General features: G+C 56.7%; 12 protein-coding genes, 1 tRNA gene and 2 pseudogenes. 10 read left to right on the forward strand and 5 right to left on the reverse strand.

Annotated features, from left to right (window positions below):
* Window positions 1-59 precede the first annotated feature (59 nt).
* Window positions 60-1313, forward strand: coding sequence for a DUF6688 domain-containing protein (locus QP109_RS08935; protein WP_285024381.1), 1254 nt, complete (start codon window positions 60-62; stop codon window positions 1311-1313).
* A 214-nt stretch (window positions 1314-1527) separates the two neighbouring features.
* Here QP109_RS08935 and QP109_RS08940 read toward each other — a convergent pair.
* Window positions 1528-2149, reverse strand: a pseudogene (locus QP109_RS08940) (transposase); the annotation flags it as partial.
* Between the two features lie 188 nt (window positions 2150-2337).
* Between QP109_RS08940 and QP109_RS08945 the strand changes: the two are divergent.
* Window positions 2338-4185 (forward strand): phosphoenolpyruvate carboxykinase (GTP), encoded by a 1848-nt coding sequence (locus QP109_RS08945; protein WP_285024384.1) that lies wholly within the window; start codon window positions 2338-2340, stop codon window positions 4183-4185.
* 145 nt (window positions 4186-4330) lie between these two features.
* On the opposite strand, the pseudogene QP109_RS08950 reads toward QP109_RS08945, so the two are convergent.
* From QP109_RS08950 to tkt, 4 genes and pseudogenes are all read right to left on the reverse strand, one after another.
* Window positions 4331-4584, reverse strand: a pseudogene (locus QP109_RS08950) (IS3-like element ISAar45 family transposase); the annotation flags it as partial.
* A gap of 60 nt (window positions 4585-4644) precedes the next feature.
* The gene (locus QP109_RS08955) at window positions 4645-5685 is read right to left on the reverse strand and encodes a trypsin-like serine protease (RefSeq protein WP_285024387.1); all 1041 of its coding nucleotides are present in this window, start codon (window positions 5683-5685) and stop codon (window positions 4645-4647) included.
* A 2-nt stretch (window positions 5686-5687) separates the two neighbouring features.
* A complete protein-coding gene (locus QP109_RS08960) occupies window positions 5688-6644 on the reverse strand; it encodes a DUF418 domain-containing protein (protein ID WP_285024389.1) in 957 nt (318 codons plus the stop codon).
* 263 nt (window positions 6645-6907) lie between these two features.
* A complete protein-coding gene (gene tkt / locus QP109_RS08965; RefSeq protein WP_285024391.1) occupies window positions 6908-8989 on the reverse strand; it encodes a transketolase in 2082 nt (693 codons plus the stop codon).
* 304 nt (window positions 8990-9293) lie between these two features.
* Between tkt and xerD the strand changes: the two genes are divergently transcribed.
* The 8 genes from xerD to QP109_RS09005 all read left to right on the forward strand — a co-directional run bounded on the left by xerD (window position 9294) and on the right by QP109_RS09005 (window position 15331).
* A complete protein-coding gene (xerD, locus tag QP109_RS08970; protein WP_285024392.1) occupies window positions 9294-10235 on the forward strand; it encodes a site-specific tyrosine recombinase XerD in 942 nt (313 codons plus the stop codon).
* Between the two features lie 23 nt (window positions 10236-10258).
* Window positions 10259-11122 (forward strand): ParA family protein, encoded by an 864-nt coding sequence (locus QP109_RS08975; RefSeq protein ID WP_101628135.1) that lies wholly within the window; start codon window positions 10259-10261, stop codon window positions 11120-11122.
* The gene (locus tag QP109_RS08980) at window positions 11106-11945 is read left to right on the forward strand and encodes a segregation and condensation protein A (protein ID WP_285024393.1); all 840 of its coding nucleotides are present in this window, start codon (window positions 11106-11108) and stop codon (window positions 11943-11945) included. Before QP109_RS08975 ends, QP109_RS08980 begins: the two co-directional genes overlap by 17 nt.
* Window positions 11938-12519 (forward strand): SMC-Scp complex subunit ScpB, encoded by a 582-nt coding sequence (scpB, locus tag QP109_RS08985; protein ID WP_101628137.1) that lies wholly within the window; start codon window positions 11938-11940, stop codon window positions 12517-12519. Before QP109_RS08980 ends, scpB begins: the two co-directional genes overlap by 8 nt.
* A complete protein-coding gene (locus QP109_RS08990; RefSeq protein ID WP_101628138.1) occupies window positions 12516-13265 on the forward strand; it encodes a pseudouridine synthase in 750 nt (249 codons plus the stop codon). Before scpB ends, QP109_RS08990 begins: the two co-directional genes overlap by 4 nt.
* Window positions 13265-14404: a prephenate dehydrogenase gene (locus QP109_RS08995; protein ID WP_101628139.1), complete on the forward strand. Its 1140-nt coding sequence runs from the start codon at window positions 13265-13267 to the stop codon at window positions 14402-14404. The genes QP109_RS08990 and QP109_RS08995 overlap by 1 nt, the downstream gene beginning before the upstream one ends.
* Before the next feature lie 21 nt (window positions 14405-14425).
* Window positions 14426-15157: a (d)CMP kinase gene (gene cmk / locus QP109_RS09000; protein ID WP_285024395.1), complete on the forward strand. Its 732-nt coding sequence runs from the start codon at window positions 14426-14428 to the stop codon at window positions 15155-15157.
* Between the two features lie 100 nt (window positions 15158-15257).
* Window positions 15258-15331 (forward strand) — tRNA-Pro (locus tag QP109_RS09005).
* The last annotated feature ends 116 nt before the right edge of the window (window positions 15332-15447 follow it).

Raw genomic sequence — 15447 nt, forward strand, 5'->3', positions numbered from 1 at the left:
TATATTTTCATCGTTAACCCAGTTCAGGGCCCATAAATCGAGAGATTCACACACACATTTTGTCGTTTAACCCACAAGTGAATCTGTACCGCTACGCCAGCAAACACCCCTCTTTTTCGCGAATCGTTTTGGCCCTGTTGATTGGAGTTGCCGGAGCGATTGCCATCCTCGCATCTCAACCTCCTTCAGGCGCGAGCCAGGTTTTCGGGCAGATTCTGGTTGGAGGAGCCCTCATCGCACTCACGGCCGGCTACCCAGTGGCGCTGACTGCCAGCCAAATAATCCGTGCGGTTAAAGCGGCAAGCGGCAAGGACCTGCCGGTTCTCGATGCGGGCCTGGACGTTTGGACGCTGTGCGTCATAGCAGTTTATGAGTTCGGATACCTAGGGTTCTTCAAAGAGGTTGTGCCGACTGCTGACTGGCACGTTCAGCTGGCAAACTACCAAACCCACGCGCCGATTTACACCCGGGCATGGCCACACGTGCTGTTCATCTCGCTACTGTTCGTAGTCGGGTTCCTCATTTTGCGCTTCAACGAGGCCAAGCAGTTGCCGCCCCTCGTAGTTGTGATTGCGATTGCGGGGCTCTACTTGGGCGTTGCATTCGGCCTGGTGTGGACTATCCAGATCACAACTTTTGAAAAGCCCTTAGACGCGCTGTTGATTCTTCCTTTGTTGGCTGTGCTTGCGATTGTGGTGAAAATAGTTGCGATCCAAGTTCGAGCCTACGAAGCGGATGAAGATAGACGAGGCCGCATCGATGGCTCCTCGATATTGAGCAAACTGGATGCAATGGTGGCTGATGCGAATCGCTGGCCTCTTCTAGGGTTTGTAGTGGCGCTCCCGCTACTTGCCGTGGTGGTCGGAATTCTAGCTTTGTTTGGTCAGTCGCCAAGCTTAGTGGTGCAAGCATTTACGCAGACCAGTGACTGGAACCTGTCACAGCAGGTTGCTCCCCAGAATGTGTATTTTGACGAGCACTACCTTTGCACTGTGGCAGCTGGCGGACATCGAGGGGTGGTAAAGCCGATTCGTATGGGCTTGCGTCATGGCCGGCCGGTAGTTGTCAATCGCCAGTTGCTTGTGGCAAATGCGTTTGAGCAGGTGCTGGAAGAGCGTGTGCCCAGAACTCATCGGGTTATTCGTCGCTTGTATGACACGTATGGCTTCCCGGTTGCCAAGCTGATCAGATCGCAGTGGGCGGCTGATGCTGTGTGGTTTTTGATGAAACCAGCGGAGTGGTTCTTCCTGGTCGTCCTCTATCTGAATGATCGTCATCCGGAAGATCGCATAGCCCTCCAGTACACGGTCTAACGGAGCCGTACACTTTTAACGCCCGTGTTTCGTGGATTTCGTGGACCGAGCACGGATTGAGCCAGGTTTCGGTTACTGGTTTTCTATGATCTTCCTGTTGGTTCAGCAATGCTGATCGGTTGTGAAGGGTCTGCTGAAGGTTTGATTGAGTCCGGGGGTTTATGTCGCCAGGGCGACGGCGCTTCTCGTTATGGTCTCGAACTCGACCGGTGTCAGCTTGCTGAGCCTGCGGGTAGCGGCGCTTCCTCGTCACGATCACCGACTGGATACCTGCGAGATGGCAGAGCCACCACACGCGCCGTTCACTGATCTTGTAGCCGAGGTCGTGCAGATCATCGGCAGAACTCGGTAGCCGCCTTCGGGGTCGTCTTCGTGGAGCTGGCGCAGCGCCCCGATGAGGTCTTCCTCCTCGACCTCGCGCGCGGATCTCAGGCTTTCAGCCATTGATAGTAGGCCTGTTCACTGAAGCCAAGTAGCCGGCACGTCACCGCGATCGGCACCCGAACCCGGGCTCCGGTCGCGGCCAGCTCTCGGACGAGCGGGTAGATCATTTTGGGGGCGTGATACGCGCCTTCGACAGATAGGCAGCCGCGCGACGTAGCACTTCGTTTTCCATCTCGAGCTCACGGATCCGTTTCAACGCGGCCGACATCTCGCGTCGCTCATCAGAATCGGTCGAGGGCGTCATCCCATACGACTGGAACCTGGAATCACGTACTTCAGGATTGCAGAGCAGACTTCGAGACCCCCAGATCCCTTACACCCTGGTTTTGCGCGATACCCGATTCAACAAGCGCGACCGCATCACGCTTGAACTCATCACTATAACGGGACATGGTGTTCATCCTTCCAGCACAGCCCCTCAGCTATGCAGTCTTGGACTCAACCAAACCTTCAGCAGACCCAGGATTATTCCGATGTAAACCATATTTCTTCCAGGCGGGACATAAGTCCAAATTCGCTTCAAAAATTCGGGTATGCTGAACTTAATTTTCGGATACCCGAAATTTTAGGAGAGATGAATATGGATAACATTGCCAAGATCCTCAGCGATGCCGGACTGGAAAATCCTGCAGTAACTGAGTACGTAGCGTACTGGGCTGGAATTACCGAACCCGCTGCCATTGAAGTCATTTCCGCAAAGGATGACGATCGGCTCATCGCCGAAGGCCTAGACACCGGTGAGATCGCGCCTGCGGGCGAGGGACTCTACTACTCCCGCTCCTACTACAAGGACACGGCGCGCAGCGAGGAACGCACCGTCGTAGCCACTCACAAGCCGCAAGAAGCCGGAATCTACAACAACTGGCACGACGCCACGGAAGTAACTGCCCGGCAGCTGGAAAGCATGAAGGGCGCCTCCCGGGGTAAAACCATGTACGTGGTGCCCTACCTGATGGCACCGCCGAAAGCGCCGCTAGAAAAGTGGGCTCGCGGGGTGGAACTTACCGACAACCTCACCGTGGTTCTTCACATGATCCGCATGGCCCGGGTTGGTGTAGAACACCTGAACAATTTGGAAGATTCGGGACAATTTGTGCGTGCAGTGCACGTGACCGGCGACCTGGAGAACTTGGGGCAGGGCACCGATAAGGATAAGCGTCTGTTTGCCACGGTAGCCGACGAACGCACAATTTTGCACTTCGGTTCCTCCTACGGTGGCAACGCGCTACTTGGGAAGATCGCCCACGGTCTGCGCCAAGCTTCTTACGACGGCTGGACTTCCGGGGAATTCCTTTCCGAACAGTTCATGCTGATCGGGATTAAGGATAAGCTCAAGGATCACACCTACTATGTGTGCGGCGGCTTCCCCTCAGCTTCCGGTAAAACCAACCTCGCTATGATGCTAGCCCCGGACGCCTTGGGCGAGCGCTACGAAGTTTACTTCTACGGCGATGACATCGTGTGGCTACGCGTTGGTGAAGACGGCAAGATTTACGGCATGAACCCCGAATACGGCGCGTTCGGCGTGGCAAAGGACACCAACTGGAAGTCTAATCCCACCGCCATGGACGCCATCAAAGAAGGCTCTAAGACGCTCTTCACCAACGTCGCTTACAACCCCGAAACCCAAGAGCTGTGGTGGGAAGGTAAGACCCCGGATTACCCCGAAGATGTTACCGGATGGCTGGATTGGAAGGGTGAAAAGATTTCCGACCGCCCGGCCGATCGGCAGCGCTCCGAGGCCAAGGGCGACGAGTGGGCACACCCCAATTCCCGCTTCACCACGTCTTTGGCTAACGTGCCCAACGTGGCCCCCGACTACGAAGAACCGCAAGGTGTGCCAATTGACGCCATCATCTTTGGCGGGCGAGTAAAGGACCGGGAGCCGCTTATCCGGGCAATCACCGACCTAACCGAGGGCGTTTACGACGGCTTGACCCTGGGCGCCCAGGCTACTTTCGCGGCCGAGGGCAAGGAGGGCGTGCTGCGTTACGATCCGATGTCGATGCGCCCCTTTATGTCCTACCCCGAAGGGGACTATGCGGCCCACTGGTTGAAGATAATTGGTTCCGCGAAGGAGCAGCCCATTTTTGCGCACGTGAACTGGTTCCAACGTGATCCGGAAGACGGTCACTTCCTCTGGCCTGGCTACCGCGACAACCTGCGGGCACTGCTTTGGCTGCTAGATGTTAAGGAAGGACGCGCTGAGGGCGTGCAAACGCCAGTAGGTATTTTGCCGAAAAAGGAAGAGTTGAATCTTGATGGTTTCGAAGGTGACGACGCCGATCTGGATAAGATTCTTTCCATCGACGCCGAACTGTGGAAGAAGGAGATGAGCTACCGCCGCGAACACCTTGCACAGTTCAAGAATCTTCCCGAGCAGATCTGGGCCGCGCACGAGCGCATAGAGCAGGCGTTTAACGCCTAAACGGCCACCTGGTTTTGCACTAGCGACGGGTGGATTTCCTCCAGGCGGGTTAATTCCAACGGGCAGCTACAATTCCTGTTGGGATTAACCCGCCACTTTCGTCGTAGGGGTCTGCTGAAGGTTTGGTTGAGTCCGGGGGTTTATGTCGCCACACGCGCCGTTCACTGATCTTGTAGCCGAGGTCGTGCAGATCATCGGCCAGAACTCGGTAGCCGCCTTCGGGGTCGTCTTCGTGGAGCTGGCGCAGCGCCCCGATGAGGTCTTCCTCCTCGACCTCGCGCGCGGATCTCAGGCTTTCAGCCACTGATAGTAGGCCTGCTCACTGAAGCCAAGTAGCCGGCACGTCACCGCGACCGGCACCCGAACCCGGGCTCCGGTCGCGGCCAGCTCTCGGACGAGCGGGTAGATCATTTGGGGGGGGCGTGAAATGCTATTCGCTCGACAGTCCAGTAGGAATCCTTACTGGCGCGCATTGCGGATACGTGAGCCGACTGCTCCCACAGCAAGGCCTACGAGTGCGATCGCAAGGTAGCCCCAAATGTTATCGCTACTGGTTTGAATGTTCTTTGGCGGCGCAGGAGTGTTTTCTGCAGTTAGAACGCTTTGGGTGTCGCGGCCAGAGACAATGTTGTCGATCCACTCTGCGGTGCCTGCAACTGTAGTGATTGCAGCACTAGGGGAGGGCAGGTCCGGGTCCCCATTGGCAGTTCCAGCGGTAGCAAGTCCCGCAAGCTTTCCGTCGACAAAGAACGGGCCACCAGAGTCACCGCCCTGCATGCCAGCTCTAGAAACTGACTGCACATCCAAGATAGAGGTTTCGATCCTAGGCTGTATGGAGTTGTCGGCTGGGGCCTCTTTCATTCCCTCAGGATTAGACTCGGTTTGGCCGGATTGCGACATTCCAGGTTCTGACTGTAGAGCCTGTGGTGGGGCAGTCTCTGTAGATGCATCAGCGCCGGTAGGGGCCTTGGAATCTGAAGGAGTTTCGGGAGCACTCGGCGTGTCAGAACCGGAAGGCGCGCCACCTAGTAGTTCTTTGACAACCATTTTGGCCATTGGTAGCTGTCCGGATCGTGCCATTGACGAGCTGCTACTCCAACCGTAAAGAGTTCCTGTCTGTCCCGGAGTTGGAATATCGTGGGAGATTTTTGCGGGGGTTGCGTTACTGACTTTTTCAGTCAGGTGAAGTAACCCCGCGTCAGATGTGGGCGAAAGAGCCCAAGAGTCAGCGTTGTAGACCTTCCCAGCGATGCGTGCTTGGGTTCCTTCATTGTTGACTGACTCTAGACAGTGGCGCGCTGTGAGTACCCACTGGTCGGCAACGAGTGTTCCCGTGCAGTCACCAAAGTTGCCGATTTTGCCCATTTTGAGCGCGGCAACGGAACTGCTTTCCGCATTTTCTGGCGCCGGCTCGCCATATTCGAGTGCGAGAGCCGGGGTGGCAGTCATGAGCAGGGTGGTGCAGGCAATGGCCGCGATCGAAAAAGATGATTTTTTCACGGTTAATTCTCTTTCTTGGAAGGAACAATGGCCTTGATCGTGGTGGCAACGAGTTTCTCAGCAGGACCCTGTCCTACAAACTTCTTCCAAAGGCTGGCTGCGACGAGGAAAAACACGATGAAACCGGTTGCTGACACAGTCGAATGCAACGCGATGTTTTGCTGCCAGTAGAAAGCGGTAAGAATGTGCAGAATGTAAATGGTGAGCGACATTGTTCCCATGGCTGCGAAAGGATAGGCCACGATCCGAGAGTGGTCTCCTACAATCAGGCACAGGTGAATCACTACGGCCGCAACGGCAACGGCGAGGATAATTTCGCCTACGACGCCGGTGTGACCGGTAAAGCTGAGCCAGCTGGGAATGTTTGGGTCAAATCGGAAGTAGATGCCGATAGCAGCGATGACAACGCTGATAGCGGTGACGATCCAGCTCAGTCGAGTGTGAGGGTTGCTGTTCGCAGCGGAGTTGCGCTGTAGTCGGCCACGCAGGTACACATCGAAAAGAAGCATGCCACCGATGAAGTATGCAATCCATGCCAATAGCGGATAAATCTGTGGCAGTTCGATGGGGGCGTAAACGATTGTTGCGGCGATTGTGGCGGCAATAAATAGACCGAGCCTCCACCATGTTCCCAATGCGGGCATCCAGGAAACTAGGATCATTACTAGACCCATTACGATGAGAACCACTTGGATTTGTCCACCCACGGGCAATAGGGCCAGGCCGATGAGGATGATTAAAGCGCCTCGGGCTATCAGCCGCAAGAAAGTGGTGCTGGTGTAGTTTCGTCCGATAATCATCATCGTCGCGCCGGCGATGACGGCAAATAATGATGCGGGTAGGCCAGAGAGTATTACTTTGGTACTCCAAAGTAGCGAGGCCATGTGGATAACTATCATTCCGATGATCGCGAGTGAGCGCGCTACATCAAGCCCCACGATTCGTGAAGGTTTAGACACTCAGTTCTCTCCTTTACTCATACTTTAGAGAACTGTTCTTTGGTTAAACATGCTCTCTAAAACCGACGTGTCAAAACGACTATCTATAAATAACTGCCAAATCTGGCAAAATATTTAGAGAATTCTGAGTGTCTTCTGAATTTTATTTTGACAGTTTGCGATAGCAAAAGCTATCTATATAAACGGACGTAGCCACAGGGGAAATTCCCCTGTGGCTACGTCCGTTGTATATCAGTGGGTTGCGCCTTAACTAAAAGGCGACCTCACTGTGCAGCTGCGATCGATTCCTTAGCTGCCGCAACAACGTGGTCAGCATCGATGCCGTATTCCTTGAACAGGAAGTCACCGGGTGCCGAGGCACCGAAGTGTTCGATGGAGACTGCGCGACCTGCATCGCCAAGATAGCGGTACCAGGGCATAGCAATACCGGCTTCGACGCTAACGCGAGCCTTGACCGCCGACGGCAGAACCTCTTCGCAGTAGTCGGCGTCCTGCTGCTCGAACCAGTCGAGGCAGGGAACGGACACGACGCGAGCCTTCACGCCTTCACCCGCGAGTACTTCGCGGGCTTCGAGTGCCACGGAGACCTCGGAACCGGAAGCCATGATGATGACGTCCGGGGTGCCCTCGGTGTCGGCGAGCACGTATGCGCCACGGACGAGGCCGTCAGCGGTGGCAAGTTCGGTGCCTTCACCGCGTGCCGGGTTCGGCAGGTTCTGACGGGAGAGAACCAGGGCAGCCGGGTGACGTTGCTCGAGGACTGCCCGCCATGCGGCTGCGGTTTCGGTTGCATCGCCGGGGCGAATCACTGCGAGGTTCGGGATTGCACGGTAGGAAGCGAGGTGCTCGATTGGCTGGTGGGTCGGGCCGTCTTCGCCAACGCCGATGGAGTCGTGCGTCCACACGTAGGTGACGGGCAGATCCATGAGGGCTGCGAGGCGGACAGCGCCACGCATGAAGTCGGAGAACACGAAGAACGTGCCACCGTAGGGGCGGGTGAGGCCGTCGGCTGCGATGCCGTTCATGATGGCGCCCATGGCGAATTCGCGGACACCGAAGTGCATGTTGCGACCGAATTCGTTGCCCTGGAATGCGTCGGAGGATGCGCCTTCCGGCAGGAAGGAGGGTTGGCCCTTCATGTAGGTGTTGTTCGAACCTGCAAGGTCAGCAGAACCACCCCAGAGTTCCGGAACAGCTTCGGCGATCGCGTTGAGGACTGCGCCCGATGCTGCACGGGTTGCGACTGCCTTGCCAGCTTCGAAGGTCGGCAGTGCTTCTTCCCAGCCTTCGGGGAGCTTGCCGGACTGCAGACGCTCAAGAAGCTCTGCGCGCTGGGGGTTCGCTGCCTTCCATGCCTCGAAACGTGCGTCCCAATCCTTGCGGTATTCGGCGCAACGCTTGGCAACGTTCGCACGTGCAGCTTCGACTGCCTCAACGTCGACGTCGAACATCTTCTCCGGGTCAGCTCCGAGGGCTTCCTTGAGACCGGAGAGTGCTTCGCCACCGAGCTTGGAGCCGTGGATGCCACCAGTGTTGGTCTTGCCGGGGGTCGGCCAGCCGATCAGGGTGCGAACTGCGATGATGGACGGCTTGTCGGTTTCGGCCTTGGCAGCGTCGAGTGCCTCGGAGAGGGCTGCGACGTCTTCGGTGTAGGAGCCATCTTCCTGTAGCCAGTTGACGCGCTGGACGTGCCAGCCGTAGGCCTCGTAGCGTGCTAGGACGTCTTCGGAGAAGGCGATCTTGGTGTCGTCTTCAATGGAGATGTGGTTGTCGTCCCAGATGAGGGTCAGGTTGCCGAGCTTCTGGGTGCCTGCAAGCGAGGAGGCTTCAGCGGAGACGCCTTCTTCGAAGCAGCCGTCGCCAGCGAGCGCGTAGACGTTCGTGTCGAAGACGGATTCGCCGAGGGCAGCTTCCGGATCCAGCAGGCCGTGCATGCGTCGCGATGCCATTGCGAAGCCGACGGCGGAAGCAATGCCGGTGCCGAGCGGGCCGGTGGTGATTTCGACGCCCTTGGTGTGGCCGTACTCCGGGTGACCCGGGGTCAGGGAGCCTGCGGTGCGCAGGGTCTTGAGGTCATCGAGCTCGAGGCCGATGCCTGCTAGGTAGAGCTGGACGTACTGGGTGAGTGAGGAGTGACCTGCCGATAGGACGAAGCGGTCTCGGCCGAGCCAGCGATCATCCTTCGGGTCAATGTGCATGTGGCGCTGGTAGAGCAGATATGCGGCCGGTGCGATGGAAATCGCGGTGCCTGGGTGTCCGGATCCTGCCTGTTCAACGGCGTCTGCAGCAAGAATTTTTGCCGTGGTCACTGCACGGTCATCAATTGCGTCCCACTTGAGTGTCACTTCGGCCTCCAGCCGGGTTAGGCCCCATCATTGGGGCATTCTTTTTACGGTTGTTAGTTTAGCGAAAGAAAATCGAAAAGTTGAGGGGAAAGACTGCTCACTTGTGCACGTGTCGCTGGCAATTGTTCTCCCTCAGACACGTGCCTACCTAAGCAGATGGCCTAAACGCCTAGCTAGAGTGTGTCTCATTCGAGCCTCGCCCTCGTCCTCGGTTCACGAGGCCGCCCACCGGTGTGGGAACACATGGGCCTTCGTAGGGCGGGTATTTGCGGGTCTAGGGTCGGAGTGCCACTAGGCTGAGTGCGTGAGCGAAATCGGTGAGTACATTGACGAGTGGCTTGGCTATTTGCGGGTTGAACGAGGTTCATCAATCAACACGGTTTCCAACTACAAACGCGATATTGAGCGCTATCGCTTAGACCTTGAAAGTCACGGGATTAGCGAGCTGAAAACGATCAAATCTGCTGATATCGAACGTCACCTCGCCGACCTGAGCGCAGGCACGGTGAGTGGCAAGCCAGCGGCGGCCTCGTCAATTGCGCGGGCAAGTGCTGCGATTCGTAGCTTCCACACATTTGTTTCGGCGACCAGCCCCGACATTTATAATCCGGCCGCTCGCATTACTTCGCCGAAACAGGGGAGTCACCTCCCTAAAGCACTATCAGTTGAGCAGGTGAGCGCGTTGCTTGACGCTGCCCGAGTCGGAGATGACGTGACCAGCCTGCGCGACAGTGCACTGTTGGAATTGCTCTATGCGACAGGAGCGCGCGTTTCAGAGGCTGTCGGTCTTGCACTTGACGATCTTGACCTTGACGAAGAACTTCCCGTTATCCGCCTCTTTGGTAAAGGGCGTAAGGAACGCATTGTGCCCCTCGGCTCGTACGCGAAAGTGGCAATCGAGGCGTACATTGTGCGCTCCCGTCCTGTGCTTGCCCAGCGCGGGCAGGGGAGTCCCGCTCTGTTTTTGAATTCACGAGGCCGGGCGCTTTCACGTCAAAGCGCATGGGAAATAATCCAGCGCGTCGCAGGCAGGGCTGGGATTGATGAAGACGTTTCACCTCATACATTGCGCCATTCATTCGCAACGCATTTGTTGGAAGGTGGAGCATCAATTCGTGACGTCCAAGAACTACTTGGCCACGCATCAGTGCAAACAACCCAGATCTATACACGAGTCACACCAACAACATTGAAAGAGGTCTACCAGCTGGCACATCCGCGAGCGAAGGCCACCCACGCGAACTAGCGAACATGAACTAACATTGAGGTGTGACGAAAGACGTGCAGCCAACATTGAACGGTGACATCGCAGGTGACACCGAAAGTTTTCCGATTCCAGCACCCCTGAACGGACATGGTCCGGCCAGGGTGATTGCCGTATGCAATCAAAAAGGTGGTGTCGGCAAAACCACCACCACAATTAACTTGGCTGCAGCTCTTGCCGAATACGGTCGAAAAGTACTGATCGTCGACCTCGATCCCCAAGGTGCCGCATCCGTTGGTCTTGGAATCAACACCTTGGACATGGATTGCACGATCTACAACCTGTTGCTTGACCCCAAAGCAGATGTCCGCTCCACTATCTGCCACACCTCGCTTGACGGCCTCGACATTATCCCCGCCAACATCGACCTGTCAGCGGCAGAAGTCCAACTGGTCAACGAAGTGGCCCGCGAATCCGCGCTGGCGCGCGTCATCCGTCATATTGAAGACGACTATGATGTGATCTTCATTGACTGCCAGCCGTCGCTGGGTCTGCTTGCAGTAAATGCTCTGACCGCCGCGCACGGCGTGATCATTCCCGTCGAAACCGAGTTCTTCGCTCTTAGGGGCGTTGCCCTTCTTGTGGACACCATTGAAACTGTCCGCGACCGCATTAATCCGCGTTTGAAGATCGATGGAATCATCCCGACGATGGTCAATCTGCGCACCTTGCACTCGCGTGAGGTTCTTGCTCGCCTCGATGAGAGATTCGGTGATCTTGTCTACACCACGCATATTGCTCGTACCGTGAAGTTCCCTGACGCGTCGGTCGCAACCGAGCCGATTATTACCTACGCGCCCAATCATCCAGGTGCTCGTGCATACCGTCGTCTTGCACGTGAGGTCGTAGCCCGTGGTGACGCCGCCTGAGCCCAGCGCAGTCGAACAGGGGGCGATAGATGACTTCCGCGTCACCCTAGACGTTTTCGAGGGACCATTTGACCTTCTCCTTCAGCTGATCACGCGCAAGCGTCTTGACATTACTCAAATATCGCTGGCCGAGGTCACCGACGAGTTCATCGCTCATATGCGGATCTTTCCAGATCTGTCTCGTACTACCGATTTCTTGGTCGTCGCGGCGACACTTCTCGATATCAAAGCAGCGTCGCTTTTACCACGAACTGAAGCTGACCCAGATATCGCATCTGAAGACCTAGAGGCACGCGACCTCTTGTTCTCACGCCTGTTGCAATACCGTGCTTTCAAAATGGTGGCAGCTGACATTGAATCAGTATTGGATGACAACGCCGGCTACATTCCTCGCCAGGTTCCGCTTGAACCCCAGTTCGCGGCCCTCCTCCCAGAATTAAAGTGGGAGGTTCGCCCGAACGACCTGCTCAACGCCGCGGTCCGCGCATTTACAACCGTCGCCCCTGAAGTGGTCACCACGCACCTTCACGACCCGGTCGTTCCGGTGCGCGAGCAAGCACGTGTTGTTGCAAGCACATTGAAACACCACTCTCGCCTTACGTTTGCCGATCTGGTGGCGGACGCCGAGTCGCGCGCCGTTGTCATTTCCAGATTCCTTGCCGTTCTCGAGCTGTTTAGAAGGCGCGCGCTCGAGGTCGCTCAAGAGGAACCGCTTGGAGAACTCATCCTGACCTGGACGGGCACTGACGACACAGACATTGACATTGATGAAGCAGAATATGGGGCTCACCTCGACAAGGAACAGGAGACCAACAATGACTGACACCGGCGAAATGTCAGGCTACGAAGAACTCTTCGCTCCGCTCGAAGCTATCCTGATGGTCGCTCCAGAACCCGTGGATGTTGGCGACCTAGCTGAAGCTCTCCACGTCGATCCCCAAACAGTGCATGACGCCCTTTGTGCCTTATCGGCCTCGTACCGCGGAGAAAACGGGCAGAGAACTGCAGGTTTCGAACTACGCCAAACTGGGGGAGCATGGCGAATCTACTCCGCGAGGCGCTGGGCCAGCCTCGTTGGGCGCTTCATTGTGGGCAGTGCCCAGTCGCGTCTTTCACAGGCAGCACTGGAAACTTTGGCCGTCGTTGCCTATCGCCAGCCAATCTCAAGGTCGCGTATCTCGCACATTAGAGGCGTGAACGTTGACGCCGTAGTGCGTACGCTTGTAGCTAGAGGTCTGATCGAAGAAGTCGGTGAGACAGATTCGGGCGCGCACCTGTACGGAACGACGCGCGAATTCTTAGAAAAGATGGGTTTTCAATCCCTGGATGACCTGGTGCCCTTGGCACCGTATTTGCCCGACAGTGATGAGCTGGACGAACTGGAGGAACAGCTGTGAGGAACGATCCCTACATTGAGGGCGGTATTCGCCTGCAGAAGGCACTGTCTCAGGCGGGAATCGCTTCGCGGCGCGTTGGAGAAGACATGATCGCGGCCGGACGCGTTCAGGTCGATGGTCAGGTTGTGCGTTCCCAGGGCATGCGCGTTGATCCAACGAAGCAGGTCATTCACGTTGACGGCGAGCGCGTGTTCTTCTCAGACACGAAGCCGATCGTCTTGGCAATCAACAAGCCCGTCGGCGTTGTCTCCACGATGTCTGACCCCGAAGGTCGCCCGACTCTCTTAGACCTGATCGCAGACTACCCGGAGCGCCTGTACCACGTCGGTCGACTCGATATCGACACATCCGGCCTTCTGCTACTGACGAACGATGGGGAACTCGCGAACCGTCTGACCCACCCCTCGTACGAAGTCCCGAAGACCTACGTTGCCCGTCTGCACGGCGAAGTGAAGCCTTACATTCGTCGCACGTTGCTTGACGGAATCGAGCTGGAAGACGGTCCGATCGCCGTTGACTCTTTCCGCGTTGTCGATACCTACGGTGACATCACGACCGTTGAGATCGTCGTTCACGAAGGTCGAAACCGCCTGGTTCGTCGCATGATGGACGAGGTTGGCTTCCCGGTTCGTGAACTCGTGCGCACCGCATTTGGCCCGATCCACCTGGATCGCCTGCAACCGGGCACCACACGTCGCGTGAAGGGCAACGCTCTGGTCGCTCTGTACTCTTCCGTGGGTCTCTGATGCCCACTCGGCCTATCGCCACAACCGGCCCGATCCTGATTATTGGATCGGGCTTGCTGGGCGCTTCGCTCGGATTGAATCTCCGCGCGGCAGGTGTCGACGTATATCTCGAGGATTCGTCCCCAACTTCATTGCGCCTCGCGCAAGATATCGGTGCTGGCATCCCATTTTCCGAGGCCAGCGATGTCACACCCGCCTTGGTTGTTGTGGCTACGCCACCGGATGTTGCAGACGTCTGCGTAGTCGAGGCCTTGCAGCGATTCCCGTCCGCGTTCGTTACGGATGTTGCTTCAGTAAAGAAGGCCGTTGCACAGGGGGTGCTTGAAGCTGGCACCGCAAAGGGCGATCCAACGCTCGCTTCACGCTACGTTGGTTCGCACCCTATGGCAGGTCGTGAACGATCAGGCGCCGGCGCCGCCGATGCTGACCTGTTCTACGGTCGCCCATGGGTTGTCGTCGCACACGAAACCTCGGATCCAACAGCAGTCCTCGCCGTGCGCACTCTGGCAACTGACGTCGGATCTGTTCCCTACGAAATGGATGCGTCGACTCACGATGAGTCGGTGGCGCTTGTCTCTCATGTACCACAGTTGGTGTCATCCCTGATCGCCGCACGTCTTGAAGAGGCACCTTCTGAATCAATGAACCTGGCGGGGCAGGGACTACGTGATACAACCCGTATCGCTGCCTCGGACCCTCGCCTGTGGACCGCGATTCTAGCCGGTAATGCCGGACCTGTTGCCTCGATTCTTACAGCTTTGCGCCGTGACCTCGATGATCTGATCGTTCACCTGGGTGCTGCGAACCAGCGTGGTCCCCTTCGCGGTGGCAGCGTCGGAGCCGTCAACCGCGTTATGGAAGCAGGCAACAGGGGAGTGTCGCGTATTCCTGGCAAACACGGTGGAGCCCCCAGTCGCTACGGCGAACTCGAGGTGCTGATTCCCGACACGCCCGGTGCTCTCGGCCGACTTTTCAGCGAGCTTGGCGAGATTGACATCAACATTGAAGACCTTGTGCTAGAGCATTCTGCTGGTCAGCAGGTGGGCCTCGCTCGAATCATGATTGATCCGGCGCGCGTTGGTGAAGCTGAGGCTGACTTGGAACGTCGCGGATGGCGACTCATCAACTACTCGAACTGAAACATGGGTATGGAGGACACAATGACTTTCACTGATGACTCTCGACGCGACGCTATTAGCCACGTTGGCATCACTATCGCCATCGATGGTCCCGCAGGGTCCGGTAAGTCAACGATCTCCAAAGCTCTTGCCTCACGTCTGGGCATTGGCTATCTCGATACTGGCGCGATGTACCGCGCACTCACGTGGTATGCGCTCGATCGTGAGATCGATCTTGATGATCAGAAGAGAGTCCGCGCTCTGGCTGACGAAATGCCACTGATCATGGACTCTGATCCGGTCAGCCCAGTTTTCCATGTCGGCGCCACGGACGTGACAGCGGCGATCCGTGAACCTCGTATTGCGTTGGCCATTCCGAAGGTGTCGACGAACCTACCTGTTCGAAAGTGGATGGCAACCGAACAGCGTCGACGCATGATGGAGGCCCGCGCTAACGGTTCCGGCATGATTGCTGAAGGTCGAGATATTACGACCGTTGTCTGTCCCGATGCTGACGTGCGAGTTCTTCTTCTTGCTGATGAGGAAGAACGCCTCCGTCGACGCACATTGGAACTTCACGGGAAGGTCACTGACGAACTTTTGGAGTCTGTCCGCGACCAAGTGGACAAACGAGACGCTGCCGATTCCAAGGTTTCTGAGTTCATGACACCAGCCGAAGGCGTAAATGTCGTCGACTCTACTGGTCTGGGAATCGATGGTGTCGTGGAGGAAATCCTCAAGCTGATCGACGCTGATCTTGCATCGAGGATGTGACAAAAGCCGTTTTATTGTCGTGGGACTGCTCCCAAGTGGAATTTAATTCCACAAGTGGGCTATGATCGTCAAGTCAATAAAACGACAGTAAAACCAAATACGGGCTATGGCGCAGTTTGGTAGCGCACTTGACTGGGGGTCAAGGGGTCGTGGGTTCAAATCCCGCTAGCCCGACGTTCCGCCCGGAGTTGTTTAGTAGCAATTCCGGGTTTTTGGGTTAATACCCAAAATTAGTTGCTTATGGTGGCGTGTTGTTAGTTTCTGAGCCAGCCTTTGCGGATGGTGAGGCC

Origin of the sequence: Pauljensenia sp. UMB9872 (assembly GCF_030212665.1) — a bacterium.
GTDB lineage: Bacteria > Actinomycetota > Actinomycetes > Actinomycetales > Actinomycetaceae > Pauljensenia > Pauljensenia turicensis_B.